The sequence below is a fragment of the Flagellimonas alvinocaridis genome (assembly GCF_004916895.1).
In the GTDB taxonomy this organism is placed as follows: Bacteria; Bacteroidota; Bacteroidia; order Flavobacteriales; family Flavobacteriaceae; genus Flagellimonas; species Flagellimonas alvinocaridis.
This window is the reverse complement of the sequence record NZ_SNTZ01000004.1, coordinates 90,955-117,168: the sequence shown is the minus strand read 5'-3', so window position 1 is coordinate 117,168 and position 26,214 is coordinate 90,955. Positions and strand designations below refer to the sequence as shown.

Sequence of the window (26,214 nt, the reverse complement as noted above, 5' to 3'; positions counted from 1 at the left end):
GGGAAGGTCAGTTTACTGCAAAAGGTGCGGAGAACTTGAATGTGGGTACGTCCACTTCAAACTCTTCCGAAGTAGTGAAATTAACCATTTGGTAATGCCCCCGCATGGCGCCAATAGGGGATGCTAATAAGCATCCTGAGCTGTAGGTGTGGGATTTGCCGGGTTTGATGACCGGTTTTCTGCCAATAACGCCTTCGCCGTCAATGGTCTCCAAATCTTTAAGTGCATCAAAAATGTCCCAATGTCTGGCTGTTAATTGAACGGTGTCCTGACTTTGGTTCTCTATGCTGATGGTATAGCCAAAGGCATAGTGCATCTTGTAGTTTTTGAAAAAAGTGCCCTCAAAAGTGGTTTGCACCGATACCTTGATTCCTTTAGTGACTTGAGTGAACATACCCTAATACATAAAAACACTTCCTGTAAACAAAATAATGACCGCAATAAATGCCAATATGGTAAATATAGTGTTCAGAAAGAGATATTTAACAATTGTTTTAAACGTTCCTTGCCCGTAGAACCTTTTCATGGCCATGAACAGATATACGCTGAAAATAGTTATGAACAGCATTGCACTGGACATGTTGAAAATAGCATCTATTACCAAGCTAAGGATGAGCAAGATAAATAATAAAGATTGGTTGTGAAAGCTGAAAATAAGATGATCGGTGTAGGTGTGTTTTTTTCTGATGTACACCAACCAAATGAACACCGTAAACAGTGGTAAAAAGAGAAAAATGACAAAGGGCATCCGGGAAATGGATGAATTCAGGAATGTTCCAGGTCTACTGATAACCTTTAATAAGCTATTTGCCGAATTAAAGGCCATTCTGTTGCCAACGGAAGGTTTAACATTGTATTTGTCCTGTGTCTCGCTAAAACTGAAGAGGGTGTCCCTTTTTATCATTTTGGAAAAAAATCCCACCTTCTCCATAAAATTATTGATTCCGGATTTGCTTTCCAGCGTTGCATAAAACTTAGTGGGGTTGGCCAGGATCAATGAATCCTTACGTTGATCTTCCAGACTAGAAGTCTCGGCAAGGGATTCCAAAATCTGCATGCCTTTGATTGCTTCATTGGTGCTAACCTTGGAAGAATCCAATTTTTCCAAAACCTTGGCCGTTTCTTCCTTGAGTTTTGTGCTGTCTGTTGTGAAAGTTCCGGACTTGACATTGTAGGATACCGGGGAATTTGAAATAAGATTGCCATCAAACCTTGAAGCCGCCTTGTCCAAACTGGAAAACTCATTGTTGAAGGCAAACATCAAAAAATAGACAAAGGCCAAGCTTAGTAAAAAACGGAAGGGATTGGTGTAGGAGACCCGTTTCCCCTCAATATAATCTTTAGTGATTTTTCCGGGGCGCCACAATAAGGCCGAAAGTGTTTTTAAGAGTCTGGAGTCATAATTGAACACTCCAGAAAAAAACTCATGGATAAAATCCTTGAGGGTCAGTTTTTTGGTACTGTTGGCTTGTGAGCAATTGGGGCAATATTTATCACTCATGTCCAAGGGGTGGCTACAATTTAAACACCTGACGCCCCTGAACTGAAGTTCGTACCTGCCTTTGCTGATCAAACTATTTTTCTTGGCCATGCCCTTTTGGGATTTGTAGCTAAGATAATTAATTGCTTATTGTTCTGGAATTTACTGACCCTATACCTATTATACTATCGTACATATCGCCAAAATCCCTATAGTAGACCAAGATAAGGTAATTGTTTTCGGTGAAGTGAAAATCTCCGCTAACAAAATTAGGGTCAATAGAGCCATCTGCCCGCTCCACCACATATTTATAATTGTAGAACCCTTGCTTGATGGGCAGTTCCAGTTCCATTTTCCCGCTATCAGCATTAAAGATCATTTTGTTTTCTTCCTCCAATTGGTAATTGTTGAACTTTCCTACTACATAAACATTGTCCAGACCTATTTCATTGGAGTAGGGAAGGCTAAAGTGTACCATGGAGTACTCTGCTTCGCGGGAAACATCATCGCCCTGTAGTGTCCTCACGACAAAATCCCCATTAATATCAGGAAAATAGGTGTAGGGTACGTCATGGCGATATTCATTGGTAAACAGGAGGTGGTGGTACAGGTCCCTAAACTCTACTTTGGAAATGGCAAAGGTGGGAGACCTAAGATCTTTGGTGTCGAAATTTAGATATTCGTTGCCGCCAAAGAAACTTGTTTCTTGGTCATATTTGTAGACCAACTCGGTACCAATGGTAAATTGTGGTTTAATGTTGTACAGGGCCGTGGGCCAAAAATGGTTTTGTAAAATGGCCACTTTGATTTCGTTCTTCGGGTTCACTACTGGAAAACCTGCAGTATTAATATTGAACTGAACCACCTGTTTTTCATTCAAAAAATTAAAATCCCGGGAGCGTTTTACTGTTCCGCCAACCCTAACGGCATTTCGGTAAACTACAAACCTTCTTGAAAACTGAAGGTCGCCATAACTGTTATAAATTTCAAGGACATAGTTCCCACTTACCTTCAGCTGAACATTTTCATTGGGAATCGTTAATCTATAATTGGAGTAAGGCTGTAAGGTGTTATAGCTGTTTTCATAATCAATGATGCGTTGGTTGTCCGCACCTGACAAATATTGGGATTTTAGGAGCTGGGAAGGTGTCCAGTCATAATCACAATGGATAATTTTATAGTAGTAATCCTGCTCCCTGGCGGTAAGGTCATCAAACTCCAAAGTCATGGTTTCACCAAGTTGGATTACCGGGAACTGGTCCTCCGTAGGGCCTCTAAAAATAATGGTCTTGATATTTTCTGGGGGATTTATTTCTTCCTGTACTTGTGCAAAAGCACTCGAGCTAACTAATAAGAAGAACATTGATTTGGTTAAGAAGCGCATGCTAAGCGTGTTTTGGGGTAAAGGTAAACAAAAAGTGTGCCTTGGAAATTTAGTTCGATGTAATCCCATTTTTATGGGCAATAATTATGAAAACTATCCTTTTAGTGCTAAATTTGCCACCGATTTTGATAACAAAAGGTCTACAACAATATGTCTAAAGACATCCGGATTAAGAAAGGGTTGAATATCAACCTTGTCGGGGCAGCAGAGCAGACTACTTCCAAAGCCGTTTTAAGTAACGTATATGCCCTAAACCTAGATGATTTTCATGGTATCACCCCAAAAATGCTCGTAAAGCAAGGTGAAGAAGTAAAGGCGGGAGAACCGCTCTTTTACAACAAAAACAAAGAGGAAATGCACTTTGTTTCACCTGTAAGCGGTGAGTTGGTGGAGATAGTCCGTGGCGCTAGAAGAAGAATCTTGACACTAAAGATTCTTGCTGACAAGAATCAAGAATATGTGCAGAACAAAGTGCCCGATATGGATACGGCCGATGCTTTAGCCATAAAGAGCTTTTTGCTGCAGTGTGGGGGATGGCCCTTCATTAAGCAACGTCCTTTTGACGTAATTGCCGATCCAGATGTAACGCCAAAAGCCATTTTTGTATCGGGATATACCACAGCACCCTTGGCTGCAGATGTAAACTATGTGTTAAAAGACAAGGAGCAAGAATTGCAGATGGCCATTACGGCCTTGGGCAAACTTACCCCTGGGAAGATACATGTTACAATAGGAAAGTCAGGGAGGTCTCCATTTTCAGATCTTAATGGAATAGAGCTTCATGAAATATCAGGCCCACATCCAGCAGGATTGGTGGGTACCCAGATCAATAGAATAGATCCAGTGAACAAAGGAGAGGTGGTATGGACAATCTCACCCCAGGATTTGGTTATGTTGGGCGAATTGTTGTTGACGGGAAAATTCAACGCCGAACGTACCATTGCCTTGGCAGGGTCTATCATTAAATCCCCAAAATACTATACAACCAAGATAGGGGCCGAAATATCTACCTTTTTATACGCAAGTGGTGTAAATGAAGATAGATTCAGGCTGATCAATGGGGATGTGCTTACTGGTAGAAAAACCAATACCGAGGGCTATCTAGGATTTTATAACAATACGGTTACAGCTATTCCGGAAGGAGATGATTATGAGTTTTTTGGATGGAACAAGCCTGTGTTCAATAAAATTTCAACTACAAGGGCATTGACTTTCTCATGGTTGCAGCCCAAAAAGAAATATGATTTAAATACCAATACCAATGGCGAGCACAGGGCTTTTGTGGTCACTGGCCAGTATGAAGAGGTGTTCCCATTGGATATTTACCCAATGCAGTTGCTAAAAGCCTGTATGGTTAAGGATTTGGACGAAATGGAGCAGTTGGGACTTTACGAGGTTGCTCCTGAAGACTTCGCATTGACAGAATTTATATGTATCTCAAAACAACCTCACCAACAAATAATTAGGGAAGGTTTGGATTTGTTGCAAAAAGAACTTGGATAATATGGGCTTGAAAGAAAAATTACACACGTTCAGAGTAAAGAATCAGGATAAAAAATGGTTTCCTGTTTTTAGTGGGTTCCATACCTTTTTGTTTACTCCCAATGAAACTACCCACAATGGGACGCACATAAAAGGGGCGGATGACCTAAAGCGTACCATGAACACCGTGGTCATGTCACTTGTTCCCTGTTTGATATTTGGAATGTTCAATACCGGATATCAGCACTATTTGGCATTGGGTGAGATTGAGCCCGTTGCCAATGGGTTCTTTAGTGCGGGTTTTTGGACCATGGACAATTTTCTCCTAGGTCTGTGGAAAGTACTTCCGTTGGTGATTGTTTCCTACGGAGTTGGACTTGCTATTGAGTTCTTGTTCTGCGTGATCAAGAAACATGAGATAGAAGAAGGATATTTGGTCACCGGTATGTTGGTGCCATTGATTGTCCCTGTTGATTTGCCCCTTTGGATGTTGGCCGTGGCCGTGGCCTTTGGTGTGGTCATTGGAAAAGAGGTTTTTGGAGGTACGGGGATGAATATCTTGAACCCGGCGCTTACTATCCGAGCCTTCTTGTTCTTTGCCTATCCTACTTGGATGAGTGGAGACAAAGTTTGGGTGCACGGAGCGGTGGATACCGCAGGTACGGCCGATGCCATTTCCGGAGAGACCGTATTGGGATTCTTGGCACAGGGAAGAACCGCCGAAATGGGGTATTCCCTTTCGGATATGTTCCTTGGATTTATACCAGGTTCCATTGGGGAAACATCAACCCTATTGATTCTATTGGGAGGACTCTTCTTGGTGTTCTCTAAAATAGCCTCATGGCGCATTATGTTAAGTGCCGTTATAGGTGCTTTGGCCATGGGATTGATCTTTAACGGAATTGTGGAAGCTGGTTGGATACCAGAGTACAGCAAGTTCTATACTTTGATGAGTTTTGAATACTGGCAACACCTATTGGTGGGAGGTTTGGCCTTTGGTATCGTATTTATGGCTACCGATCCCGTTACAGGTTCACAAACCAACCAAGGGAAATGGATCTATGGATTTTTGATAGGTTTCTTGTCCGTGATGATTCGTGTGTTCAACCCGGGGTATCCAGAAGGTGTCTTCTTGGCTATCTTGTTGATGAACGTTTTTGCACCTACCATTGATCACTACGTGGTACGTGGCAACATTAAAAAACGAATGAAGCGATTGAAAACGGCAACTATTTATCCCAAACCATCGGATGAGGTTGATGCATTAAAAACGGAAACAGCGTAAGTGTTATGGCAATGAATACGGAAAAAAATAGCTATACGGTAATTTTTGCAGCAATCATGGTGGTTGTTGTGGGGTCCATACTTGCCTTTTTGGCAACCGGTCTCAAGCCAAGGATCGATGAAAACGAACGCTTTGAAAAACAACAGAACATCCTCTATGCAATGGGAGTTAACCAGAACGAGGGAGATGGGAGCGTAACTTTTATACCTACAAACGAAGTAGAGGCCGAGTTTTCCAAGTATATTAAAAAACAATTGGTTGTTCAAGGAGATAAGGTCACTGAAAAGGAAGAAGCCTATTTGATTGATTTGAAAAAGCAACTGAGTGAAATCAAGGCTGGAAATAATGCTGAACTACCTTTACTCATTGGTGAGAAAGATGGTAAGGAATTCTACATCATCCCCATGTACGGAAAAGGACTTTGGGATGCCATTTGGGGCTTTATATCCTTGGATGAGAACATGGTGGTACAAGGCGTTTATTTTGATCATAAAAGTGAAACCCCGGGTCTTGGGGCTAATATCAAGCAGCGTTTCTTTATGGATGATTTTGTTGGAGAATCCATATTGGACGGAAACAGCTATGCAGGGATTGGCGTGGTGAAAGGAAACAACGACCCCCTTAATCAGGATAAGGAAGACAATGAAGTAGATGCATTGGCAGGCGCCACCATTACAGGCAATGGGGTTACTGCGATGATCAAAGAAAGCTTGAAGCTTTACAAACCGTATTTAGAAACCATTAGAAAGAAATAATATGGCGCTACTATCAAAAAAAGATGCAAATCTGATATTGGATCCGTTGGCGGACAACAACCCCATTACCATTCAGGTATTGGGAATATGTTCTGCATTGGCAATCACGGCTGAACTTAAAGCGTCTGTAGTGATGGCTCTTTCAGTACTTTTTGTATTGGGAGTTGGTAACGTGGTAATTTCCTTGTTGCGTAATGTGATCCCGTCAAAAATTAGGATTATTGTGCAATTGGTCGTAGTGGCTACCTTGGTGATCATTGTGGATCAAGTGCTCAAGGCCTTTGCTTATGAACTGAGCAAGACCCTCTCTGTTTTTGTGGGGTTGATTATTACTAACTGTATCATCATGGGCCGATTTGAGGCCTTTGCCTTGGGTAACGGACCATGGAAGTCATTTTTAGACGGTATTGGAAATGCCCTAGGATATGGTGTTATTTTGGTTATCGTTGGATTTTTTAGGGAACTTTTGGGTTCTGGAACCTTGTTTGGGATTCCTGTTTTGGGAGACCCCGTAACAAAAACAGGGCTTTACTCCATTGGATATGAAAACAACGGTTTTATGATCATTCCGCCAGCAGCTTTGATCGTGGTAGGAATCATTATCTGGGTACAACGTTCCAGAAATAGGACATTAATAGAAGAAGCATAAATAGGAGAGTATGTTAGAGCATTTAGAACTGTTTTTTAAGTCGATCTTCATAGATAACATGGTATTCGCGGTCTTTTTGGGAATGTGTTCCTACTTGGCCGTATCCAAAAAAGTATCTACAGCCGTAGGTTTGGGAGCTGCCGTAATCTTTGTATTGGGGGTTACCGTTCCCTTGAACTGGTTGTTGGACAAATATTTGTTGCAAGACGGTGCATTGGTTTGGTTGGGCCCTGAGTATGCCGATTATAATCTGGGATTCCTTTCCTTCATCTTGTTTATTGCCACGATTGCTACCATGGTGCAATTGGTGGAAATAGTGGTGGAGAAGTTTTCCCCTTCACTCTATAACTCCTTGGGTATCTTTTTACCGCTGATCGCGGTGAACTGTGCTATCTTGGGAGGGTCTTTGTTTATGCAGACACGTGAAATCCCCAATTTAGGATTGGCACTCAATTATGGAGTGAGTTCGGGAATTGGATGGTTTTTGGCCATTTTGGCCATCGCCGCCATTCGTGAAAAAATTAGATATTCCAATGTGCCTGCGCCATTGCGTGGATTGGGAATCACGTTCATCATCACTGGATTGATGGGAATCGGTTTCCAAAGCTTTGGAGGTATGTTGACCGGTGACAATGAACCGCCTGAACCAACAGAAGCCACAACGGCTAAAGCAGACTCCAAAGAAGAAGAGAAAGAAATTAAAAAGGAGATTGAAGACGAAAAAAGAACAGTTTCCTATAACGACGTTATAAACAAATAAAGATGATATTAGCCGCAAGTACCGGAGGTACTATTCTTATTACCGTAGTAGCATTTCTTGTGTTGTTGTTATTGTTGGTGGCTTTATTGCTGTTCACCAAGGAAAAATTGTCACCTTCCGGCCCTGTGACCATCACCATAAATGGTGAAAAGGAAGTAGAAGTGGCTTCGGGAAGTTCCTTGTTGTCAACACTTGGAAATCAAAAAATATTTTTACCATCAGCTTGTGGTGGAGGGGGTACCTGCATCCAATGCGAGTGTCACGTGCTGTCCGGTGGTGGTGAGGCTTTGCCAACCGAAACACCGCACTTTTCCAAAAAGGAACTGGAGCATGGCGCACGATTGGCCTGTCAAGTAAAGGTAAAACAGGACATGGAGATTACCATTCCTGAAGAAGTGTTTGGGATTAAAAAATGGAATGCCAAAGTAGTGCGTAACTACAACGTGGCTTCGTTCATTAAGGAATTTGTAGTAGAAATTCCAGAAGAGATGAACTACAAGGCTGGAGGATATATTCAAATTGAGATTCCGCCTTGTGAGGTTAAGTACTCGGACATTGATATCACTGCACACCCTGCGGAACACGAAACTCCGGATAAATTCCAAAATGAATGGGATAAATTTAACTTGTGGCCCTTGGTGATGAAGAATCCAGAGACAGTGGAAAGAGCCTACTCCATGGCTTCTTACCCTGCTGAGGGACGTGAAATCATGCTGAATGTTCGTATTGCAACCCCACCATGGGACCGTTCCAAAAATGGATGGATGGATGTGAACCCTGGTGTGGCTTCATCCTACATCTTTAATTTGAAGGAGGGAGATCCTGTTACCATTTCAGGACCATTTGGTGAGTTCTTTATCAATGAGTCTGATGCCGAAATGCTATACGTTGGTGGTGGAGCCGGTATGGCACCGATGCGTTCGCATTTGTACCACTTGTTCAAAACCTTAAAGACAAACAGAAAGGTGACCTACTGGTACGGAGGTCGTTCCAAAAGAGAATTGTTCTATTTGGAACATTTCAAGGAATTGGAGCGCAGCTTCCCCAACTTTAAATTCTACTTGGCCCTTTCTGAGCCTTTGGAAGAAGATAATTGGAAGGTTAAAAAGGATATCAATGATGAAGAGGGCGATGGTTTTGTAGGATTCATTCACAATTGTGTTATCGATAACTATTTGAATCATCATGATGCCCCGGAAGACATTGAACTATATTTCTGTGGACCCCCATTGATGAACAAAGCCGTTCAGAAAATGGGTGAGGATTTTGGTATTCCAGATGAGAATATCCGATTCGATGACTTTGGAGGATAAACAAACTGTCCTTTTCACCTCAAGCGCAGTCGAGAGGTAATTAATTATAAAACCAACCGATGCCCTGGCATCGGTTTTTTTGATTTTATGGGAAGAGAATTAACAGAGCAGGAACTGCACAATCTGGCCATGAATATTGTGGGACGGGAACTGGAAGCCAATGGTTTTGAGTTTATGGCTATCAATAGTGAGCTTAAGAAAAATCCGCAGTATGTCTGCCTCAAAGAAAAAATATTACATTTTATTGTGGTCCGCAATGTGGAGTTTCCAGAGAACCCACGGCACTATGATGAGGAATTGATGAAAACGGTGAAGGATCATGCCATAAAATTTGAGGCCAGGACGTATTTTGCAGGGGTAGGGCTTTCCAATGCATCAAATAGGGATTTGCCTTTGTACTTGGATGAAGAATATATTGTGGATTATCAAGGATTAATAGAGATAGAATGAGAGGTATATTGTTTTTATTGTTCGGGATAATCCTACTATGGGGATGCGGCTCCGATACATGGATAAAAAATCAAAATAGAGGCAACGCCCTGGGAACTACCTATTCCATTACCTATGTTGCAGGGGAGCATTTGGATTATCAAAAGGAAATTGATTCTGTTTTTCAAGTGTTGAACCAGTCCATGTCCACGTATATTCCCACTTCAGACATTTCAAAAATAAATAATGGGGATTCCACCATTGTAGTGGATCAGATGTTTCAGGAGGTTTTTGATATTTCTAGCAAAGTTCACAAGGCCTCAAATGGGTATTTTGATCCCACTATCGGTGTTTTGGCCAATGCATGGGGATTTGGTCCGGGAGAGCAGATCCAGCTCGATAGTCTTAAGGTAGATAGCTTATTGAGCTATGTGGGATGGGACAAAGTACAGTTGAACAGTGACCATACCATTACCAAAAAACATCCAGCCATCCGTTTTGATTTCAATGCGGTGGCCAAAGGTTATACTATAGATCGTTTGGGAGCCCTGTTGGATGCCAAGGGGATTCAGAATTATTTGGTAGAGGTAGGAGGTGAGGTGCTCACCAAAGGTACCAACCTTGTTTCTGGAAAACAATGGACGGTAGGCATTGATGATCCCCAAGTGGAAACGGGAAGGTCTCTAAAATTGATTGTGTCCTTGGAAGATAGGGCCATGGCATCCTCGGGAAATTACCGAAAGTTTAGAATAGACCCTGAAACCGGGGAAAAATATGTCCATACTATCAATCCTAAGACAGGTTATACCAAGAACTCTTCCATTTTGGCAACAAGTGTAATGGCTAATACCTGTGCTGTTGCCGATGCCTATGCCACGACCTTTATGGCCATGGATTTGAAGGAGTCCAAAGAGGTCTTGAAAGCGCACGGCGAATTGGAGGCCTACATTATTTATCTGGATGGTGAAGGAAACACCAGGGAGTTTATGACCGATGGGTTTGGGGCTTTGATCAAGAAATGATCATTTTTTCACAAGGGGAATGATTTCGCCTTGCGCCAATCGGTATTTTTGAACCGCATCAGGAGGTAGGATTTGGGTGTAATCCACTTCTTCAACCGTAAACCCTATGCTTCTTAGCTTATCAAAATAATCCCTGCCATAAATACGCACATGGTCGTACTGCCCAAAGATGCGGGCCCGCTCCTTTTTATCGGTAATGGAATCGTCTTCAAAAGTTTTCTCTCTTTTTAGGTCTTGGGGAATCTGGAAAATGCCCCACCCCCCGGGCTTCATGACTCTATAAAGCTCTTGCATCGCCTTGGTATCGTTGGGAATGTGCTCCAAGACATGGTTGCATAGAATCACATCAAAAGCATTGTCAGGAAAAGGAAGGTTGCAGATATCGGCCTTTACATCGGCCAAGGGAGAGTTCAAGTCGGTTGTGGTGTACTCGATGCTTCCCAATTTTTTGAACCGCTTGTAAAAAGCCTGTTCCGGGGCAAAATGTAAAACTTTGAGGGGTTTGCTGAAGAATTCTGTTTCATTTTTGAGGTAAAGCCATAAAAGCCGATGCCGTTCCAAGGAAAGGGTAGAGGGAGAAAGTACATTTTCCCTTGGGTTTTCATAGCCATAGGGAAGGAATGTTCGAAAGCTTTTGCCATCAATAGGGTCCGTAAACCTGTCTCCCTTAAGGGAAAGGGCAATCAACGGCCTCACCCAATAGCTCAATCGAATGAGCAGGGGTCTGGGGATAAGGTTAAGGATGTATTTGAATAGTTTGGACACGAATTATACGAATTTTCACAAATGAGCTAAAGCAAAACTCTCTTATAGGTAAGTTGATCTTCGCCAAAATTTACAATTATTCCCAGTTTTAATTTGGATGCGGCCAAGTAATTTAAAGTTTGTTTTACATGGCTGCTACTGATTTTTTCTACTGCTTTTAGTTCTAGGATTATTTTGTCGTCTACAATGAAATCAGCAAAATAGTGATGTTTTAACTTCTTTCCTTTGTAGATGATATCGAATTTAACCTCTTTTTTAAAAGGAACACCGTTGGATTTTAACTCAATTTCCAGAGCGTCACTATAGACTGCCTCACTGAATCCTTTGCCTAGTTCATTGTGGACATCCATGCATAAACCGATTACAAAGTAGGACTCATTCTTATAAATGATTTGGGACATTTATTTGAGCAATTAGTGAAATTCGTGTCGAGCAAGATAAAGTATTTTATAATACTAATTTCTTGGCCCGGAATTCTTCCTCTTCGTCGCTGGAGATTCCCAATGCGTCATAAATATATTGGAATGTGGACAACAGTTCGGGTTTTCCATCAATCAGGGCTACATCATGCTCAAAGTGGGCACTGGGCTTGCCATCGGCAGTCAAGATGGTCCAACCGTCGTTCAACTGTTTAATTCTCCGTGTTCCCATGTTGATCATGGGCTCTATGGCAACGACCATGCCGTTCACAAATTTTTTGCCACGTCCCCGTTTTCCATAATTGGGCATTTGGGGGTCTTCGTGCAAATCCTTACCCAATCCATGGCCTACCAACTCACGGACCACACCATATCCGTGGTCTTCACAATATTTTTGAATGGCGTATCCCACATCACCTACGCGATTACCTTCTTTGAATTCCCGAATGCCAACATAAAGGGATTGCTTGGTGATTTGGAGCAATTTTTTGGTTTCTTCGGCAACTTCACCCACTTCAAAAGTGTAGGCATGGTCGCCATAAAATCCATTCTTCAGAGCACCACAATCAACCGAAATAACGTCACCTTCTTTAAGAGGTTCGTTATTGGGAATGCCATGGACCACTTGGCTATTTGGGCTCCAGTTAAGTGTATTGGGAAAGTCGTACATCCCTAAAAAGCCAGGTTCTGCACCTTGCTCCCGGATATACTCCTCGGCCATTTTATCCAATTGTAGGGGATTGGCCCCTGGTTTTATTTCCTTGGCCAACATGCCCAAGGTCCTAGAAACGACCAAGGCACTTTCGCGCATCAATTCAATTTCCTCTGCTGTCTTTACGTGAATCATAGGGGCAAAGATAAACTGAATCTATGGATTTTAAGAAATTCTGAACTAGACCAATGGTTTTTGTGTCATTAACTCGGGTTGCGGAATGCCTATCATCTTTAAGATGGTCGGGGCAATATCACCCAAAACACCATCTTTGATTTGCTTGATATCGGTATCCACAAGAATCAAGGGTACGGGATTGGTAGTATGGGCTGTGTTTGGGCTTCCGTCCGGATTGACCATGGTGTCGCAGTTGCCGTGGTCGGCAATGACGATGGTTGAGTATCCATTTTCAAGCCCTGCCGTAACCACGGCTTTGGCGCATTCATCCACGGTTTCGCAAGCTTTGATGGCGGCGGACATAACCCCGGTATGGCCCACCATATCCGGATTGGCAAAATTGAGACACACAAAATCGGTCTCTCCTTTTTGAAGTTCGGGAATAATGGCATCCCGGATTTCGTAGGCACTCATCTCAGGTTGAAGGTCGTAAGTGGCCACTTTGGGCGATGGGCAAAGGAGACGTTGCTCCCCTTCAAATGGTTCCTCTCTTCCTCCATTAAAGAAAAAGGTCACGTGGGGGTATTTTTCCGTTTCCGCAATGCGAATCTGTTTTTTGCCATTTCGGGCGAGTACTTCCCCTAGTGTGTCTTTTATATTTTCTTTGTCATAGACCACCTTGATACCTTTGAACGAATCATCATAATTGGTCATGGTAACATAATATAGGTCCATTTTGTGCATGTTCTGCTCATGGAAATCCTGTTGGCTCAAGGCTTGGGTAAGCTCTCGACCACGATCGGTCCTAAAATTGAAGAAGATGATCACATCACCCTCGGCGATTTGGCCCAAAGGCTCACCATTGGCATTGGTCATTGCCAAAGGTTTAATGAATTCATCGGTAACCCCTTCGTCATAACTTTCTTGCATGGCCCTGCCAATATCCTGCACTTTTTCGCCTTGGGAATTTACCATGACATCATAGGCCAGTTTTACCCGTTCCCAACGTTTATCACGGTCCATGGCGTAGTATCGGCCCACCACTGTGGCCAATTTGGTGTTCTTGTCGGAACAGAAACGATCCAAATCAATTAAAAACCCTTTGCCACTTTTAGGGTCAACATCCCGACCATCGGTAAAGGCATGGACATACGATTTTTCAACACCATTTTCCTGAGCGGCCTTTATCAGGGCTTTAAGATGGTCTATGTGGCTGTGAACGCCACCATCGCTTAGCAGGCCTAGAAAATGAACGGATTTGTTCTTGGATTTTGCATAGGAAAAGGCTTCCTGAAGCACTTTTTCCTCCTTTAATGTATCCTCTTTGACTGCCTTGTTGATCTTTGCCAAATCTTGGTATACAATGCGTCCTGCACCTAAATTCATGTGCCCGACCTCACTGTTGCCCATTTGTCCTTCGGGGAGTCCTACGTTCATGCCATCCGTGAGCAAATTGGCATTGGGATATTGGGTATATAACGAGTCAATGAAGGGAGTGTTGGCTTGTGCTATGGCCGAAACCTTTGGGTCGGGAGATTTGCCCCAACCATCCAAAATCATAAGAATTACCTTTTTGTCCATACTGCAAAATTGTACCCCAAAAATAAAGTGATTTGCTTTGATGCGCTAGTTTTCAGGTAGTTTTCTGGTTTAGGATTTGATAATTATTCCACCTCAAAAATGAAGACCTGTTAAAATTAAGTTATTTAACTGTTAATGCTGTAACACTTGCCCAACTCGGTAGTCTACTTTTATATAAGTTTATTAGTCATTAATCAAAAACGATTCATCATGAAAAAAACAATCCTATCGCTAGCAGCGGTTTGCATGCTGGCCACAACGGGCGTTTCCGCCGCTGAAACTTCATCAGATTTAACTCTGGATGCAACCATGATCACAGCTGAACCTAGCATATTTTGCAAAGCCATTATGCAAGGTGATGTTGAAACGGTTACAAAAATGATTCAATTGGGCGAAGATGTCAATCAAAAATCTTTGGGGATGACCCCTTTGCATTTTGCTGCCCGTTACAACCAAACCCAGATTTTACAATTGCTCATTGATAATGGTGCCAATGTAAAAGCACGTTCTGACCGCGGTTATACGGCTAAGAAATATGCCGAGATGTCCAATGCCGATGAGGCACTTGCCATTTTGGAAACTGCTATGAAAAAATAGAAAGGAGTTTATTCATCCAATAAAAAGGCCCATCCAATCGGATGGGCCTTTTTGGCTCATTTACCTATATGTGTGTTCCTGTAAAAGAGTATATCTCTGGCCTAGAAATCAAAGCCAGTAAATGCCCTGTACAAAAATGCGTACAAAGCCATAAACAGCATTATACCACAAAAAATGGAGTACCCCTTTAGAAAAAGTACCACAAAGCTTGGTTTGCACTCGTCGAAAGCCTCTTGATAGAGGTGTTTAAAATGTAATAGTGTTCCCATGTGTTCTCTCTTTTATGGGCACAAATAAGAAAAGAACGTTGGTTTGATTTGGGTTAACCCAAAGGTACACAAATCTGATGAATGCCATTTTATTCTCGATGAACGTACAGAATCTATCGACCTGAATATTTTTGAATGGCCTCTTTTATTTTGTCGATGCGGTTCTCAGGGTCTGGATGCGTACTTTGAAATTCGGGCACACGGTTGGGACCGGCAGCGGCTTTCAGGATTTCCATTACCTTGATCATCTCGTAGGGGTCATAACCGGATTGAATCATAAACAACACACCCAGTTCATCACTTTCCAGTTCATCGCCGCGTCCATTTTTGAGCAAGGTGTTCTGACCAATGCCACTAACCAAACTTCCCATGTCACCACCCACGGAAGCTCCTGTTGCCAAGGTTTGCCAAAAACTGCTCTCGGCAATACGTTCAGCGGAATGTCTCCCGATAACGTGGCCAATCTCATGTCCCAAAACTCCTGCCAATTGTGCTTCGTTAAGCTGGGAAAACAGCGCATAGGTGATAAAAATCTGTCCTCCGGGCAAGGCAAATGCATTAATGGTCCGGTCATCGGCCAATAAATGAAAATTATATTGATATGGGGTTTCCCGTGCAATGCTACTTTTTACCAATTTGTTGCCTACGGCATCAACTAGGCTTTGCATTCGTTCATCAGGATAAAGACCACCATGCTGCTGGGCCATTTCAGGAGCACTTTGAAGGCCAATGGCAATTTCTTGTTCGGCAGTCATATCTATGTTCTGGACCCTTCCGGTATATGGGTTTTCTTCTTGATTGCTACAGCGACGGACAAAGGCAAAAGCCACAATGGCCAGTCCAATCAAGATACGGACCCTCCAACTTCCTCTTCTCATGGTGTTAGTGTTCTAGGGGAATTAAGATACAAAAAAAAGAACTACAATAATTTGGGATTGATGTCCAAAATATTGTCTTGGATATAGCTTCTTACAAATCCGGTAGTGAAGTGTTCGCTGCCCAAAAATTCCTCTTTCTGGAGCATTTTTAAGATATTCAGCTTTCGGTATGCGGTGAGCATAGGGATGGATAGTGGGGCATAGCTGTAATGCCAAGGTTCATATTTAAAACCTCTTCTCTTGGGTTCGTTGGTGTAGACCAGATAGAACCCAAATTTCTCCGAATTTTCATCCATCCACAATTTAAAACCTTCAAAAGGACCTCCACTTTCAAATTTTTCGGGGACAAGCACGTCGCCGGTGACTTTGGGATAGCCATCGATGATGTCTATATCGGTTCCCCAGTGGTGCCTGCTGGTACCCGGTATGGTGGAGTATTCAATGATTTTATCAATGGCATCAAGGGAATCCATTCCATCGTCCTCAGTAAAACGCAGGTATTTGCGTTCCCAAATGCCTTCTTGCCGATAAAAATCCCTAAAACTGGAAACCATTTTTATGTCGAAACCATCTGTAAAAGCGGCTTTTTTCATTTCCAGAAAGGAATCACAAGCTTCTTTTCTCAGGTTGATGCCTTCGCCATAGAGTTCTATATTGGCCTTGCCCATCAATTCCTCAATGGAGTAATCGGAAAGGGAAAGGTTGGGGAAAACAGGAGGTAATGCACAGGCCAAACTTGAAACAGATGCTGTTTTAACGAAGGTCCTTCTTTTCATGGAAACGATTTTCGTGCCAATTTAAGAAGTATTTTGAGTCCTGCGAAATGGTCTTGTACCAGAAATGGGAAAAATCAACGGTCTAAAAATAGAAAACCGGTATACTCCAACTGAAGGTCATCCAAGGTAACCAGATAGTAATAAACGCCCTCGGGAAGACCAATATCTTGGCTCATGATCAGACTTCCGGTGTTGGACATGCCGTAAAACTCATCAACATAGTTGATTTTTTCATACACTTTTTGGCCAAAACGGTTAAAGATGAGCAAGCTGTTGTTGGGAGATTCCTCCATTCCGTCTATCACCAATACATCATTCACCCCATCTGCATTTGGACTAAGAAAATAATTGCCTAAAGTAGGGTAATCCACAGCAAAAGTGTCTGTAGGCAAGGGGATGGTGCCAAAAGTTATGACTTCATATTCATTGGGTACAAAGGTCTCGGATACCACAAAGCCGTTGGCAACATCGCCACTGATGGCTGAATTTCCTATGGGTACCCACTGGTTGGATGCTTTACTCCATCCTACCACGATTATAGATTCTAGAGTGGCATTCGGAATAAGTCCAAGACCGCTTCTCGGGTTCCAGCTGATGGTTACCCTGGCAGGCACATCACTTTGAATGAACCAAAACTCCTGATTCGAAACCGTTCCTATATCCCTGACCTTTTCATTGACATTAAAGCTTTGCGAAATAGAGAATGGATTGGAAGGGTTTTCAAAAAAGTAGGCACAAATGGCAAAAGGAGTATTGGTTTCCGATTCCAAAATCAAGGGACGCAATTGGTTTTGGTCACCTACCGGAAACGAAAAAAGGCTTCTATTGCTCGCTGCGGCAAAGCCGGTTACCTTGGAAGCGTTGCTCTCCCCTGTAAAAAAGCCATTGTCCGTAAAGTTGAGAAAGATGGTCTGATCACTTTTTTGGGTCTGAACGTTCCCCTCCAAAAAATTGACATTGTTCTCTACTAGTACAGTGTTCTGCAAAAGGGCATTATTGGCGACCATAAACTCGGTGTCCCAAAGCCGAAGGGGAATACTTCCCATAACCTGTATCACACCATTGCCATAAAAGCCTACAAGACCTTGATTATGATCAAGGGTACCATCGTTGATGATATTGGTATGTAGTCCCAAACCCATATCGCCCCCTCTGGCATGTACACGTAGGTTGCCACTGTTGTACAAGGCAGTCTGTGCTTGGGCGAAGCAGGCCATAAGGAATAGGGGTATGTAGTGGATGGGTTTCATGCTATGGATTTACAACTATGTATTGCCAATTTGCATTTGCAGCTGTAGGCACAAACCCAGGAGCAATAAACTCATATATCTGTACTGAAAAAGACCCGGCAACTTGATTGGTAAGTTGAATCATTACTGGATTTCCTACGGTGTTTTGTTCTACAGTTAATTGTATAATGGAATTTGCAGCAATAGCTGCATTATTTATAGTGTATGCACCAGCTACCCCAGTTCCAGTTGGGACTTGAGCTGAAAGTGCGATTTCTTCGGCAAAAGTATCTACATAACTCATCGTTGCTGCATCCTGCGGGTCTGTTGGGTCGAGTACGTTTGTGATCCTGCTGTTCCCTGCACTTGGGTCGATTGCGATGACGTCAGCGAGGTCTTGGGCTTCGGTTCCGGTGACGACATATGGGTTTCCGGTTGAACCGTCCCCGGTCACAACATTGATTCCCGCGCCGTTTACCGATGTTTCGGTCCCGTCGGCCGCGTTGTTCGTGATCTCCGTGTCCACATAAGCCTTGGTCGCTGCGTCAGTGGCCACCGTGGGTGTTCCAAGTCCGGTGATTACTGCTCCGTTGGCATTGTTTCCATCAGCAAGCACTTCCTCTATGTTCTGGATTTCGTTAGTAATGTCCAAATCAAGATCATCTGCAATATGATCATTAATTGCGGTTGTGTTGGCAGTTATGTTGGCGGTATTGGTGGCTATATCTGCACTTTCCTCCAAAGCGGAAAGGTCGGCAGAAAAAGTTGTTGTCCCTTCGTTTACGGTAAGTTGATTGGTGGCGGGCGTAAAGATTACCCCTGTAATGTCGTCATCCGCACGTGCATCTACATAGCTCATGGTAGCAGCATCCTGCGGAGCTGTCGGATTTACCAAATTGGTGATTCGTGCAGCATTGCCCATGCTTACATCTGCAGTAGGAATGCCAAATCCACTTAAGGGAATGTTGGCCTTGTCCAACTTGGGATTGGTCACTGCACCATCCTGTAGTTGTTGTTGGCCAATGATTCCAAATGAAAGGTCCTCCCTTAACACGGTATTGTTGGCAATATTTTCACTGGTGATTTTGTTTACCTCAAAATTGTAGTTGATGCCATCTGGGGTATCCTCGGATGTGATGACTACGGTACTGTCCCTTGACGTAGGATTGAATAGGGCCAGTGTGCTAAAGGTAATCCTATTGTCTTCACACAAATTAACCCATTCTGTTCCGTTGTAATAATGTAGGCAATCTTCTTCAATGTTATAGACCATGGCCCCATCCAAAGGAATAATATTGTTCATTTCGGCAGTGGTTACCCTGCTGATCACAAGGGCACCTGTATTGCTTTCCAATTCTAGTATTGAGGCAGGGTGTATACTTTGTGGGTTGTCGCCAATTTTAACCTGTCCACTAAGGGTGTTGATCATAAGTAGGCCAATGGCCCAGTAGATGATATGCGTCTTCACAGTGTTTGTATTTGAGGATTTCCAAACGTAAACCACAAAACTAAGCCTATGATCGGATTATTGGTACATTTCCCGTCAAAATACGTAGTTCAAGGGTGAACGGATACCGTTTTTGTGCCAAAACCTGTGGTAGAATTAACAAAAGTTTAGAATGCGTTTATTTTTTTATATCGGCTTCAAAGGTTTTCTTTAACTTGAGTTAAATTTTTTTTATGAGAAATGCACTAGTCATCCTGTTTTCATTGCTCATTTCTGGGCTATCCATGGCGCAGGATAACCGCCAAATTTTGCGTGGAAAGGTACTCTACAGAAACAGCAATGTGCCCAATGAGAACGTTATCAATTCCAACACAGGAATGGCTACCATCACCAATGAAGATGGCGAATTTGCCATTTCTGTAAAGGAAGGGGACCAAGTGGTCTTTACGGCAATCAACTATCAGTTGGAAGTGGTGGTGATCACAGAGGAAATTTTACGGAATAACCGATTGGTGGTTGAGGTGAACGAAAAAATCAGGGAATTGGATGAGGTGGTCGTGACCCCTGAAAATCAAGAGAAGTTCCTTGAGGTAAAAAACGATGACTTTAAGGAATATAATTACGAAATAGATCGTAGTACCGAGGTTCAAAACATTGCAGAATCCCAAAGCGTCCGGGGTATGAGGGATGGACTCAACTTTGTCAATATTTTTAAGGCTCTTTTCAAGACCCAACAGACGGAAGGACAGCAAAGGGCGCCCCTTAAGGTCAGTGAGGTGCTAAGACATGTTTATGAGGATGAATTTTTTGTGGCCGATCTACGATTGCCGCAAGATAAGATAGATGCGTTTCTGTTTTATTGCGACGATAAAATTCCTTCGCAGACCCTATTGCGAAAGGAAAATGAGTTTCAGCTCATAGATTTTTTGGTTACCCAGAGCAAGGCCTATTTGGCCACCTTGAATGAAGAATGAGAAATATTCTTTTCGTATTCGGATGTCTTTTTGTTCTCTCGGCCTATGCCCAAGATGGAACTTCCAAAGCGTTATTGGGTAGGGTTACCAGTCCAGATGGTGATGTTACTGGGGTGGTGGTGCAGAACATCAGTACGGAGCAGGCCGTGATTACAGATATTGATGGTAATTTCTCTGTTACAGTTAGGCGAAATGATACTTTGGTGTTTTCAGCTGTACAGTATCAAAGAAAGGTACTACCCATTACCGAAGTGCTCTACAATACCAGTTTTGTCATGGTACCCATGGAGGAGTTTGTAAATGAATTACGGGAAGTGGTGGTGCGGCCGTACGATCTTTCTGGAGACCTTAACCAAGATTTGGGAAAACTCACTTTGGAAAAGGACGTGAGTGCCGAAGCCTTGGGGTTGCCCAATGCAAAACGTAAGATACCCAGCCAGAGCGAGCGAATGTTACAACAGGCAACAGCCGGGAAATTTAATGTAGGAATGATTCTAAGTCCGCCATTGGACCCTATCATCAATGCCATTACAGGACGTACCAAAATGCTGAAGAACCGGGTGAAGGTAGATGCGACCTATGCAAAGACCCAAAAGGTCCAAGATTTTTATGTGGATTCGCTCTTTGTGGCCACCTTAAAAATACCTCAGGAAAAAATAGATGATTTTATGTATTTCTGTGAAGTTGATGAGGTCTTTCAACAGACTGTAGATTCACAGGATAAACTCAAAATCTGGGACTTTATGATCCAAAAGAGCCGTATATACCGAAAGAACAATAATCTGGATTGATATCTTTGCGTCCCTATGGCATAAAAATTGAGCATACTGTAACACACGCCTAAATCTTGAGTCTAATACCACACATGATGAATACCAGCATAACAAAAAGAATAATGTTGCCTTTGGTAATGGTACTTTTTTTGTCTTTTACCGCGGCGCACAAATTTTACATTAGTGTAACCAATGTGGTGTATTCTGAAAAAGATGACGCCCTTCAGATAACCAGTCGCATCTTTATAGATGACCTGGACAGGTTGCTAAATGAACGCTACGGTATCAAGGCTAAATTGGCAACACCCAATGAAGCAAAAGTTGCCAATGAGTATATAGAAAAATACTTCCGGACCAAATTTGTGGTGGAGCTCAACGGCGAGCCTGTAGCGTACAATTTTTTAGGAAAAAGCTATGACAATGATGTGGTCATCTGTTATTTGGAGATTACCAATACCAATTTCGAAGGATTAAAAACACTTTCCGTACAAAACGAGATTCTTACCGATCTTTTTGAAGAACAACAAAATGTGGTCCACCTAAAATGGAAAGGACAAAAAAGAAGTTTTGTGCTCATCAAGGAAAATAATAAAGGAATGTTAAACTTATAACGTATTGTTAAGAGTTGGTTAAAATATCCTATTTTTCACCGTTTTAAAATCAAATTGAAAATGAACAGAGTCAAGTATTATGTGGCTTCATTCTTGTTTCTTTTTGGTGCTGTTACCTTATCGGCCCAAGAAGAGGGGGAAGTGAAGCAGGAGCGACAGCCCGGTCATTATAACCAGAGTAAATTTAAACAGTTGTACGAGGAGTTTGCTACTCCCAATACCTACAGAGCAGCGTCAGGGGCACCGGGACCCGATTATTATCAACAACAAGCAGATTACGTGATCAGTGTGGAACTGGATGACAAAAACGCACGTATTCATGGTGATGAAACCATTACCTATCACAACAACTCCCCGGAAGATTTGGAGTTTCTTTGGGTACAGTTGGACCAGAATGTCAGGGCCAAAGATTCAAAATCACCACTTCGTGACGGAAATGGAGTGAACATTGCCTATACGGCAGATAATTTTACCCAGACCTATATCAATGAGCCATTTGATGGTGGTTTCAACATTGAGCATGTAAAAGATGCCAACGGAAAACCATTGTCCTATACCATAAACCAAACCATGATGCGGTTGAACATTCCGCAACCTTTGAAAAGTGGCGAGAAGATTTCTTTCTCCATCAAATGGTGGTACAACGTTCCCGACCATACCGTGAACAGGGCCCGTTCTGGTTTTGAATATTTTGCAAAAGACGGCAACCGTGCTTATGTGATTGCCCAATTCTTTCCAAGAATGGCGGTTTATAGCGATGTGGAAGGATGGCAAAACCATCAGTTCTGGGGAAGTGGGGAATTTGCACTGCCCTTTGGGAATTATGATGTAAGCATTACCGTTCCTGCCGATCACGTCTTGGATGCAACAGGTGAATTGCAAAACCGCGAAGAGGTGTTCTCCAAAGACATGATGAAGCGCTACAAGGAAGCCAAAAAATCATATGACAAGCCAGTTATTATTGTGACCCAAGAAGAGGCCGAGGCCGCAGAAAAAGGATTCTCAACCGATAAAAAGACATGGAAATTCAAGGCTACCAATGTTAGGGATTATGCCTTTGCCACTTCCCGAAAGTTTATTTGGGACATGCAGGCCGTAAAAATAGGGGGAAAAGATGTTATGGCTGTTTCCATGTATCCTAAAGAAGGAAATCCTCTTTGGGAAGATATGTCCACCAAGGCGGTGGTACAGACCCTACAGACCTATTCAAAGCATACCTTTGATTATCCATACCATAAAGCTATTTCAGTCCATGCCAAGAACCAAGGAATGGAATACCCCATGATTTGTTGGAACTATGGTCGCCCCAATGAGGACGGTACCTATTCCGATAGGACCAAATTTGGGATGATCAGTGTGATCATCCATGAGGTAGGCCATAACTTTTTCCCAATGATCGTAAATTCCGATGAGCGTCAATGGGGATGGATGGACGAAGGTTTGGACACCTTTATGCAATATTTGGCCGAGCAGGAATTTGGAAGGAACAATCCAAGCGTCATTGCTCCAAACGAGAACTACCCATCAAGAAGAGGTGTTCCCGCAGATATTGTACCCTATATGGGCGGGGACCAAAGCTTTATTGCTCCGATCATGTCCAATCCAGAGAACGTGTACCAATTGGGAGCCAATGCCTATGGTAAACCCGCGACTGCCCTTAATATCTTAAGGGAGACTGTTATGGGTAGGGAGCTTTTTGATCATGCGTTCAAGACCTATGCACAACGCTGGATGTTTAAACACCCAACGCCGGAGGATTTCTTCCGTACCATGGAAGATGCTTCCGCAGTGGATTTGGATTGGTTCTGGAGAAGTTGGTTCTACACTACCGATTATGTTGATATTGGTGTGAAAGGAGTTAAAAAATACTATGTGAGCAGTGAGCCAACGGCCCAAATGAAAAAGTACATGGCAGACAGAAACCTTACTGAGGCAGATTTGCCACCATTGGTATACTTGGCCGAAGAGAATAGTGAAGATTTTATGCCAGAACTGAAAGGTAAGGCTCCTTCTGAAACATCACAGAACCTTAAGGAATTTATGATGGACAACATGACAGAGGCTGATAGGGCCAAGGTCAAGGAGCCAAAATATTTTTATGAGGTTACTTTTGATAAGCCGGGAGGAATACCCATGCCATTGATTGTGGAGTATACCTATGCCGATGGTACCAAGGAAAATATCACCTATCCACCAGAAATTTGGAGAAAGAACGATGCCGAAGTGAAAAGGGTCATCTCCTCACAAAAAGAATTGGTGGGCATTGTTGTGGATCCCAAATTGGAAACTGCTGATATTGATACCACCAATAATGCGTGGCCCATGAAGGACGAAAAATCCGATTTTGATAAGTTCAAAGAGAACATCAAAGGAAAATAATACAAAACTCTTGAAAAGAGCCTCGTGATTTCACGAGGCTTTTTTTATTTTCCCAACAACTTCTGATTATATTTGTTGCATGTATTTTCTATTCATTAGCGGCGGCGAGATTTTTTTCATCCTATTTATAGTGGTGATGGTCTTTGGTGCCGATAAAATCCCCGGAATAGCCAAGGGACTTGGCAAGGGAATGCGTCAACTGCGGGATGCTACAGACGACATTAAGCGTGAAATCCAGAAAAGTGCCGAAAAGCAGGGCATTGATACCGATTTCACCAAGGATATCCGAAACGAGTTGAATGAAGTCAAAAAAAATGTGGATGAAGTTACGGGTTCCATCAAAAGGGGAACCAAGTAATCCATGTTGGAACGACTGCTGGAATGGGATCGGGACACCTTTGTCTTTCTAAATGGTCTAGGCATTGAAAAATATGATGGTTTTTGGACCACTGTAACCAATTTCGTGACCTGGGTTCCGCTCTTTATCCTCTTTATCTTTCTACTGTTCCTCAAATTCTCTAAACGCGAGGCTTTTTTTAAACTATTGACTGTTTTGGGATTGGCCCTTTTTATTACAATTATTACCCATTGGACCAAGGTTTCTGTTGCCAGATTGCGACCCAACAACACTGAAGAGATCAACTTGCTCATACGGATCCTTAAAAGCCCTACTGATTATAGTTTTTTCTCAGGACATGCTTCAAGCTCATTTTCCTTGACAGTATTATTGTTTCTTTTTTTGAGAAAGAAGGTAAGATGGGCCTATCTATTTTTTGTTTGGCCCATACTTTTTACCATGAGCCGTATTTATGTAGGCGTCCATTATCCTATAGATATTATTGTGGGTGCCTTGGTGGGCTTGTTGTCAGGGGTGCTTTTTTATAGTCTGTACCAAAAATTTATTTCACCCTACACAAGGTAAGACCATCCCTTATGGGTAATAATACGGTCTCAACCCTGGGGTCGTTCTTCAGTTTTTCGTTATAGGCAAGTAGGGAAGCCGTTGCTTTGTCGGATGGGTCAAGAGGTTCCACCACTTTTCCCGACCACAGCACATTGTCTGAAAGGATGACACTGCCTGGTTTGGTTTTTTGGATGACTGCTTCAAAGTAGGCATCGTATTCCACTTTGTGGGCATCAATGAACACCAAGTCAAAAGTAAAATCAAGCTCAGGTATAATGGTGAGTGCATCACCTGTATGTTGTATGATCTGGGTAGCATAACCACTTCTTTCAAAGTACCTACGTTGCATATCGTACAGTTCCTCATTGACTTCAATGGTATGTAGTTGACCATCATTTTGAAGTCCTTCGGCCAAACAGAGTGCTGAATAGCCGGTATAGGTGCCAATTTCCAGAATATTTTTTGGGGCGATGATTTTCGAAAGCAAACTCAATACCCGCCCTTGAAAATGCCCCGTGATCATACGGGGGCGCACCACCTTCAAGTGGGTTTCACGGGATAGTTCAGCCAAAAGGGCAGGCTCATCTTCAGAATTGGCCACTAGATAATTTTCGAGTGTGGAAGAAAGAAAATGCATGTTTTTATTTTTACAAAAATAGAGAAAGAACTACATTGAAATCCCAGTTTAGCAAAAGGAAAACATGTCAGAAAAGAATATACAGATCAGAAGTGCCCGTTTGGGAGATTTACCCGTGCTTTTGGAGTTTGAACAGGAAATCATAAAAGCGGAACGCCCCTTTGATGTTACCCTCAGGGAGGATCCCATCAGTTATTATGATCTTAAGGCAATGATTTTGGATCAGGAAGCCTCCGTGGTGGTAGCAGAAGTGGATGGGAAAGTAGTGGCTTCGGGCTATGCCATTTCCAAAAAGGCCAGACATTATTTAGACCATGAGTATTATGCCTATTTGGGATTCATGTATACTGATGATGAGTACCGGGGAATGGGCATCAATGCAAAAATTGTGGAGGCCTTGAAAGCTTGGTCCATGGAAAGAGAGTTTAAGGAAATCAGGCTTACGGTGTACAATGATAATCTGCCGGCTATAAAGGCCTATGAAAAAGTGGGCTTTAAAAAACATATTATTGAAATGCGTTTGGAATGACCCATCCAAAGGAAATCCTGATACAAGTTGTATTTTTGAAACAAATCAAAAGCATAAT

General features: G+C 42.6%; 29 protein-coding genes. 16 read left to right on the top strand and 13 right to left on the bottom strand.

Annotated elements, in window-relative coordinates; all coding sequences use genetic code 11:
• Positions 1-7: 7 nt before the first annotated feature.
• From apaG to EZV76_RS10080, 3 genes are read right to left on the bottom strand one after another with little or no spacing between them, the layout of a single operon-like run.
• Complete coding sequence (apaG, locus tag EZV76_RS10090; protein WP_136566425.1) at positions 8-394, bottom strand: Co2+/Mg2+ efflux facilitator ApaG/CorD; 387 nt, start codon at positions 392-394, stop codon at positions 8-10.
• A 3-nt stretch (positions 395-397) separates the two neighbouring features.
• Positions 398-1,591, bottom strand: a complete 1,194-nt coding sequence (locus tag EZV76_RS10085; RefSeq protein ID WP_136566424.1) for a DUF3667 domain-containing protein — start codon at positions 1,589-1,591, stop codon at positions 398-400.
• A gap of 28 nt (positions 1,592-1,619) precedes the next feature.
• The gene (locus tag EZV76_RS10080; protein ID WP_136566423.1) at positions 1,620-2,864 is read right to left on the bottom strand and encodes a type IX secretion system plug protein; all 1,245 of its coding nucleotides are present in this window, start codon (positions 2,862-2,864) and stop codon (positions 1,620-1,622) included.
• 150 nt (positions 2,865-3,014) lie between these two features.
• Here EZV76_RS10080 and EZV76_RS10075 point away from each other — a divergent pair, with 150 nt between their 5' ends.
• From EZV76_RS10075 to EZV76_RS10040, 8 genes are all read left to right on the top strand, one after another.
• The gene (locus EZV76_RS10075) at positions 3,015-4,367 is read left to right on the top strand and encodes a Na(+)-translocating NADH-quinone reductase subunit A (protein WP_136566422.1); all 1,353 of its coding nucleotides are present in this window, start codon (positions 3,015-3,017) and stop codon (positions 4,365-4,367) included.
• A 1-nt stretch (position 4,368) separates the two neighbouring features.
• Positions 4,369-5,631, top strand: coding sequence for an NADH:ubiquinone reductase (Na(+)-transporting) subunit B (locus EZV76_RS10070; RefSeq protein ID WP_136566421.1), 1,263 nt, complete (start codon positions 4,369-4,371; stop codon positions 5,629-5,631).
• 5 nt (positions 5,632-5,636) lie between these two features.
• Complete coding sequence (locus tag EZV76_RS10065) at positions 5,637-6,386, top strand: Na(+)-translocating NADH-quinone reductase subunit C (RefSeq protein WP_136566420.1); 750 nt, start codon at positions 5,637-5,639, stop codon at positions 6,384-6,386.
• Between the two features lies 1 nt (position 6,387).
• Entirely contained in the window at positions 6,388-7,035 is a 648-nt protein-coding gene (locus EZV76_RS10060) for an NADH:ubiquinone reductase (Na(+)-transporting) subunit D (protein ID WP_136566419.1), read from the top strand.
• 10 nt (positions 7,036-7,045) lie between these two features.
• The gene (nqrE, locus tag EZV76_RS10055) at positions 7,046-7,795 is read left to right on the top strand and encodes an NADH:ubiquinone reductase (Na(+)-transporting) subunit E (RefSeq protein WP_136566418.1); all 750 of its coding nucleotides are present in this window, start codon (positions 7,046-7,048) and stop codon (positions 7,793-7,795) included.
• Positions 7,796-7,797: 2 nt separating this feature from the next.
• Positions 7,798-9,108, top strand: coding sequence for an NADH:ubiquinone reductase (Na(+)-transporting) subunit F (gene nqrF / locus EZV76_RS10050; protein ID WP_136566417.1), 1,311 nt, complete (start codon positions 7,798-7,800; stop codon positions 9,106-9,108).
• A gap of 87 nt (positions 9,109-9,195) precedes the next feature.
• On the top strand, positions 9,196-9,558 hold the full coding sequence (locus EZV76_RS10045) for a DUF8840 domain-containing protein (RefSeq protein WP_136566416.1): 363 nt from the start codon (positions 9,196-9,198) through the stop codon (positions 9,556-9,558).
• Positions 9,555-10,559, top strand: coding sequence for an FAD:protein FMN transferase (locus tag EZV76_RS10040; RefSeq protein WP_136566415.1), 1,005 nt, complete (start codon positions 9,555-9,557; stop codon positions 10,557-10,559). Before EZV76_RS10045 ends, EZV76_RS10040 begins: the two co-directional genes overlap by 4 nt.
• On the opposite strand, the gene EZV76_RS10035 is transcribed toward EZV76_RS10040, so the two are convergent.
• From EZV76_RS10035 to gpmI, 4 genes are read right to left on the bottom strand one after another with little or no spacing between them, the layout of a single operon-like run.
• On the bottom strand, positions 10,560-11,324 hold the full coding sequence (locus tag EZV76_RS10035) for a class I SAM-dependent methyltransferase (RefSeq protein ID WP_136566414.1): 765 nt from the start codon (positions 11,322-11,324) through the stop codon (positions 10,560-10,562).
• A gap of 26 nt (positions 11,325-11,350) precedes the next feature.
• Positions 11,351-11,725, bottom strand: a complete 375-nt coding sequence (locus tag EZV76_RS10030) for a GxxExxY protein (RefSeq protein ID WP_136566413.1) — start codon at positions 11,723-11,725, stop codon at positions 11,351-11,353.
• Between the two features lie 46 nt (positions 11,726-11,771).
• Positions 11,772-12,590 (bottom strand): type I methionyl aminopeptidase, encoded by an 819-nt coding sequence (map, locus tag EZV76_RS10025; protein ID WP_136566412.1) that lies wholly within the window; start codon positions 12,588-12,590, stop codon positions 11,772-11,774.
• 45 nt (positions 12,591-12,635) lie between these two features.
• Positions 12,636-14,153, bottom strand: a complete 1,518-nt coding sequence (gpmI, locus tag EZV76_RS10020; RefSeq protein WP_136566411.1) for a 2,3-bisphosphoglycerate-independent phosphoglycerate mutase — start codon at positions 14,151-14,153, stop codon at positions 12,636-12,638.
• A 210-nt stretch (positions 14,154-14,363) separates the two neighbouring features.
• Here gpmI and EZV76_RS10015 point away from each other — a divergent pair, with 210 nt between their 5' ends.
• Positions 14,364-14,750, top strand: coding sequence for an ankyrin repeat domain-containing protein (locus EZV76_RS10015; protein WP_136566410.1), 387 nt, complete (start codon positions 14,364-14,366; stop codon positions 14,748-14,750).
• A gap of 101 nt (positions 14,751-14,851) precedes the next feature.
• On the opposite strand, the gene EZV76_RS17435 is transcribed toward EZV76_RS10015, so the two are convergent.
• From EZV76_RS17435 to EZV76_RS09995, 5 genes are all read right to left on the bottom strand, one after another.
• Positions 14,852-15,019, bottom strand: a complete 168-nt coding sequence (locus tag EZV76_RS17435; RefSeq protein WP_313790958.1) for a DUF6747 family protein — start codon at positions 15,017-15,019, stop codon at positions 14,852-14,854.
• Positions 15,020-15,132: 113 nt separating this feature from the next.
• A complete protein-coding gene (locus tag EZV76_RS10010) occupies positions 15,133-15,897 on the bottom strand; it encodes a M48 family metalloprotease (RefSeq protein WP_136566409.1) in 765 nt (254 codons plus the stop codon).
• Positions 15,898-15,938: 41 nt separating this feature from the next.
• Positions 15,939-16,673: a M15 family metallopeptidase gene (locus tag EZV76_RS10005; RefSeq protein WP_136566408.1), complete on the bottom strand. Its 735-nt coding sequence runs from the start codon at positions 16,671-16,673 to the stop codon at positions 15,939-15,941.
• 74 nt (positions 16,674-16,747) lie between these two features.
• Complete coding sequence (locus EZV76_RS10000) at positions 16,748-17,923, bottom strand: T9SS type B sorting domain-containing protein (RefSeq protein ID WP_136566407.1); 1,176 nt, start codon at positions 17,921-17,923, stop codon at positions 16,748-16,750.
• A gap of 1 nt (position 17,924) precedes the next feature.
• Complete coding sequence (locus EZV76_RS09995) at positions 17,925-19,370, bottom strand: phage tail-like protein (RefSeq protein ID WP_136566406.1); 1,446 nt, start codon at positions 19,368-19,370, stop codon at positions 17,925-17,927.
• A 212-nt stretch (positions 19,371-19,582) separates the two neighbouring features.
• Here EZV76_RS09995 and EZV76_RS09990 point away from each other — a divergent pair, with 212 nt between their 5' ends.
• The 6 genes from EZV76_RS09990 to EZV76_RS09965 all read left to right on the top strand — a co-directional run bounded on the left by EZV76_RS09990 (position 19,583) and on the right by EZV76_RS09965 (position 25,008).
• On the top strand, positions 19,583-20,323 hold the full coding sequence (locus tag EZV76_RS09990) for a BamP family beta-assembly machinery protein (RefSeq protein WP_136566405.1): 741 nt from the start codon (positions 19,583-19,585) through the stop codon (positions 20,321-20,323).
• Positions 20,320-21,114 (top strand): BamP family beta-assembly machinery protein, encoded by a 795-nt coding sequence (locus EZV76_RS09985; protein WP_136566404.1) that lies wholly within the window; start codon positions 20,320-20,322, stop codon positions 21,112-21,114. Before EZV76_RS09990 ends, EZV76_RS09985 begins: the two co-directional genes overlap by 4 nt.
• A gap of 74 nt (positions 21,115-21,188) precedes the next feature.
• Positions 21,189-21,707: a DUF6702 family protein gene (locus tag EZV76_RS09980; protein ID WP_136566403.1), complete on the top strand. Its 519-nt coding sequence runs from the start codon at positions 21,189-21,191 to the stop codon at positions 21,705-21,707.
• Between the two features lie 60 nt (positions 21,708-21,767).
• A complete protein-coding gene (locus EZV76_RS09975) occupies positions 21,768-24,086 on the top strand; it encodes a M1 family metallopeptidase (RefSeq protein ID WP_136566402.1) in 2,319 nt (772 codons plus the stop codon).
• 79 nt (positions 24,087-24,165) lie between these two features.
• Entirely contained in the window at positions 24,166-24,444 is a 279-nt protein-coding gene (locus EZV76_RS09970; RefSeq protein ID WP_136566401.1) for a Sec-independent protein translocase subunit TatA/TatB, read from the top strand.
• A gap of 3 nt (positions 24,445-24,447) precedes the next feature.
• On the top strand, positions 24,448-25,008 hold the full coding sequence (locus tag EZV76_RS09965; RefSeq protein WP_136566400.1) for a phosphatase PAP2 family protein: 561 nt from the start codon (positions 24,448-24,450) through the stop codon (positions 25,006-25,008).
• On the opposite strand, the gene EZV76_RS09960 is transcribed toward EZV76_RS09965, so the two are convergent.
• Positions 24,986-25,627, bottom strand: a complete 642-nt coding sequence (locus EZV76_RS09960) for an O-methyltransferase (RefSeq protein ID WP_136566399.1) — start codon at positions 25,625-25,627, stop codon at positions 24,986-24,988. The two genes, EZV76_RS09965 and EZV76_RS09960, sit on opposite strands and share 23 nt — an antisense overlap.
• A gap of 64 nt (positions 25,628-25,691) precedes the next feature.
• Here EZV76_RS09960 and EZV76_RS09955 point away from each other — a divergent pair, with 64 nt between their 5' ends.
• Positions 25,692-26,156: a GNAT family N-acetyltransferase gene (locus EZV76_RS09955; RefSeq protein WP_136566398.1), complete on the top strand. Its 465-nt coding sequence runs from the start codon at positions 25,692-25,694 to the stop codon at positions 26,154-26,156.
• The last annotated feature ends 58 nt before the right edge of the window (positions 26,157-26,214 follow it).

Bases quoted from the DNA above. Each gene is read 5' to 3' on its own strand.
- apaG (WP_136566425.1), bottom strand. From the start codon at position 394: ATGTTCACTCAAGTCACTAAAGGAATCAAGGTATCGGTGCAAACCACT.
- EZV76_RS10085 (WP_136566424.1), bottom strand. From the start codon at position 1,591: ATGGCCAAGAAAAATAGTTTGATCAGCAAAGGCAGGTACGAACTTCAG.
- EZV76_RS10080 (WP_136566423.1), bottom strand. From the start codon at position 2,864: ATGCGCTTCTTAACCAAATCAATGTTCTTCTTATTAGTTAGCTCGAGT.
- EZV76_RS10075 (WP_136566422.1), top strand. From the start codon at position 3,015: ATGTCTAAAGACATCCGGATTAAGAAAGGGTTGAATATCAACCTTGTC.
- EZV76_RS10070 (WP_136566421.1), top strand. From the start codon at position 4,369: ATGGGCTTGAAAGAAAAATTACACACGTTCAGAGTAAAGAATCAGGAT.
- EZV76_RS10065 (WP_136566420.1), top strand. From the start codon at position 5,637: ATGGCAATGAATACGGAAAAAAATAGCTATACGGTAATTTTTGCAGCA.
- EZV76_RS10060 (WP_136566419.1), top strand. From the start codon at position 6,388: ATGGCGCTACTATCAAAAAAAGATGCAAATCTGATATTGGATCCGTTG.
- nqrE (WP_136566418.1), top strand. From the start codon at position 7,046: ATGTTAGAGCATTTAGAACTGTTTTTTAAGTCGATCTTCATAGATAAC.
- nqrF (WP_136566417.1), top strand. From the start codon at position 7,798: ATGATATTAGCCGCAAGTACCGGAGGTACTATTCTTATTACCGTAGTA.
- EZV76_RS10045 (WP_136566416.1), top strand. From the start codon at position 9,196: ATGGGAAGAGAATTAACAGAGCAGGAACTGCACAATCTGGCCATGAAT.
- EZV76_RS10040 (WP_136566415.1), top strand. From the start codon at position 9,555: ATGAGAGGTATATTGTTTTTATTGTTCGGGATAATCCTACTATGGGGA.
- EZV76_RS10030 (WP_136566413.1), bottom strand. From the start codon at position 11,725: ATGTCCCAAATCATTTATAAGAATGAGTCCTACTTTGTAATCGGTTTA.
- map (WP_136566412.1), bottom strand. From the start codon at position 12,590: ATGATTCACGTAAAGACAGCAGAGGAAATTGAATTGATGCGCGAAAGT.
- gpmI (WP_136566411.1), bottom strand. From the start codon at position 14,153: ATGGACAAAAAGGTAATTCTTATGATTTTGGATGGTTGGGGCAAATCT.
- EZV76_RS10015 (WP_136566410.1), top strand. From the start codon at position 14,364: ATGAAAAAAACAATCCTATCGCTAGCAGCGGTTTGCATGCTGGCCACA.
- EZV76_RS17435 (WP_313790958.1), bottom strand. From the start codon at position 15,019: ATGGGAACACTATTACATTTTAAACACCTCTATCAAGAGGCTTTCGAC.
- EZV76_RS10010 (WP_136566409.1), bottom strand. From the start codon at position 15,897: ATGAGAAGAGGAAGTTGGAGGGTCCGTATCTTGATTGGACTGGCCATT.
- EZV76_RS10005 (WP_136566408.1), bottom strand. From the start codon at position 16,673: ATGAAAAGAAGGACCTTCGTTAAAACAGCATCTGTTTCAAGTTTGGCC.
- EZV76_RS10000 (WP_136566407.1), bottom strand. From the start codon at position 17,923: ATGAAACCCATCCACTACATACCCCTATTCCTTATGGCCTGCTTCGCC.
- EZV76_RS09990 (WP_136566405.1), top strand. From the start codon at position 19,583: ATGAGAAATGCACTAGTCATCCTGTTTTCATTGCTCATTTCTGGGCTA.
- EZV76_RS09985 (WP_136566404.1), top strand. From the start codon at position 20,320: ATGAGAAATATTCTTTTCGTATTCGGATGTCTTTTTGTTCTCTCGGCC.
- EZV76_RS09980 (WP_136566403.1), top strand. From the start codon at position 21,189: ATGATGAATACCAGCATAACAAAAAGAATAATGTTGCCTTTGGTAATG.
- EZV76_RS09975 (WP_136566402.1), top strand. From the start codon at position 21,768: ATGAACAGAGTCAAGTATTATGTGGCTTCATTCTTGTTTCTTTTTGGT.
- EZV76_RS09970 (WP_136566401.1), top strand. From the start codon at position 24,166: ATGTATTTTCTATTCATTAGCGGCGGCGAGATTTTTTTCATCCTATTT.
- EZV76_RS09965 (WP_136566400.1), top strand. From the start codon at position 24,448: ATGTTGGAACGACTGCTGGAATGGGATCGGGACACCTTTGTCTTTCTA.
- EZV76_RS09960 (WP_136566399.1), bottom strand. From the start codon at position 25,627: ATGCATTTTCTTTCTTCCACACTCGAAAATTATCTAGTGGCCAATTCT.
- EZV76_RS09955 (WP_136566398.1), top strand. From the start codon at position 25,692: ATGTCAGAAAAGAATATACAGATCAGAAGTGCCCGTTTGGGAGATTTA.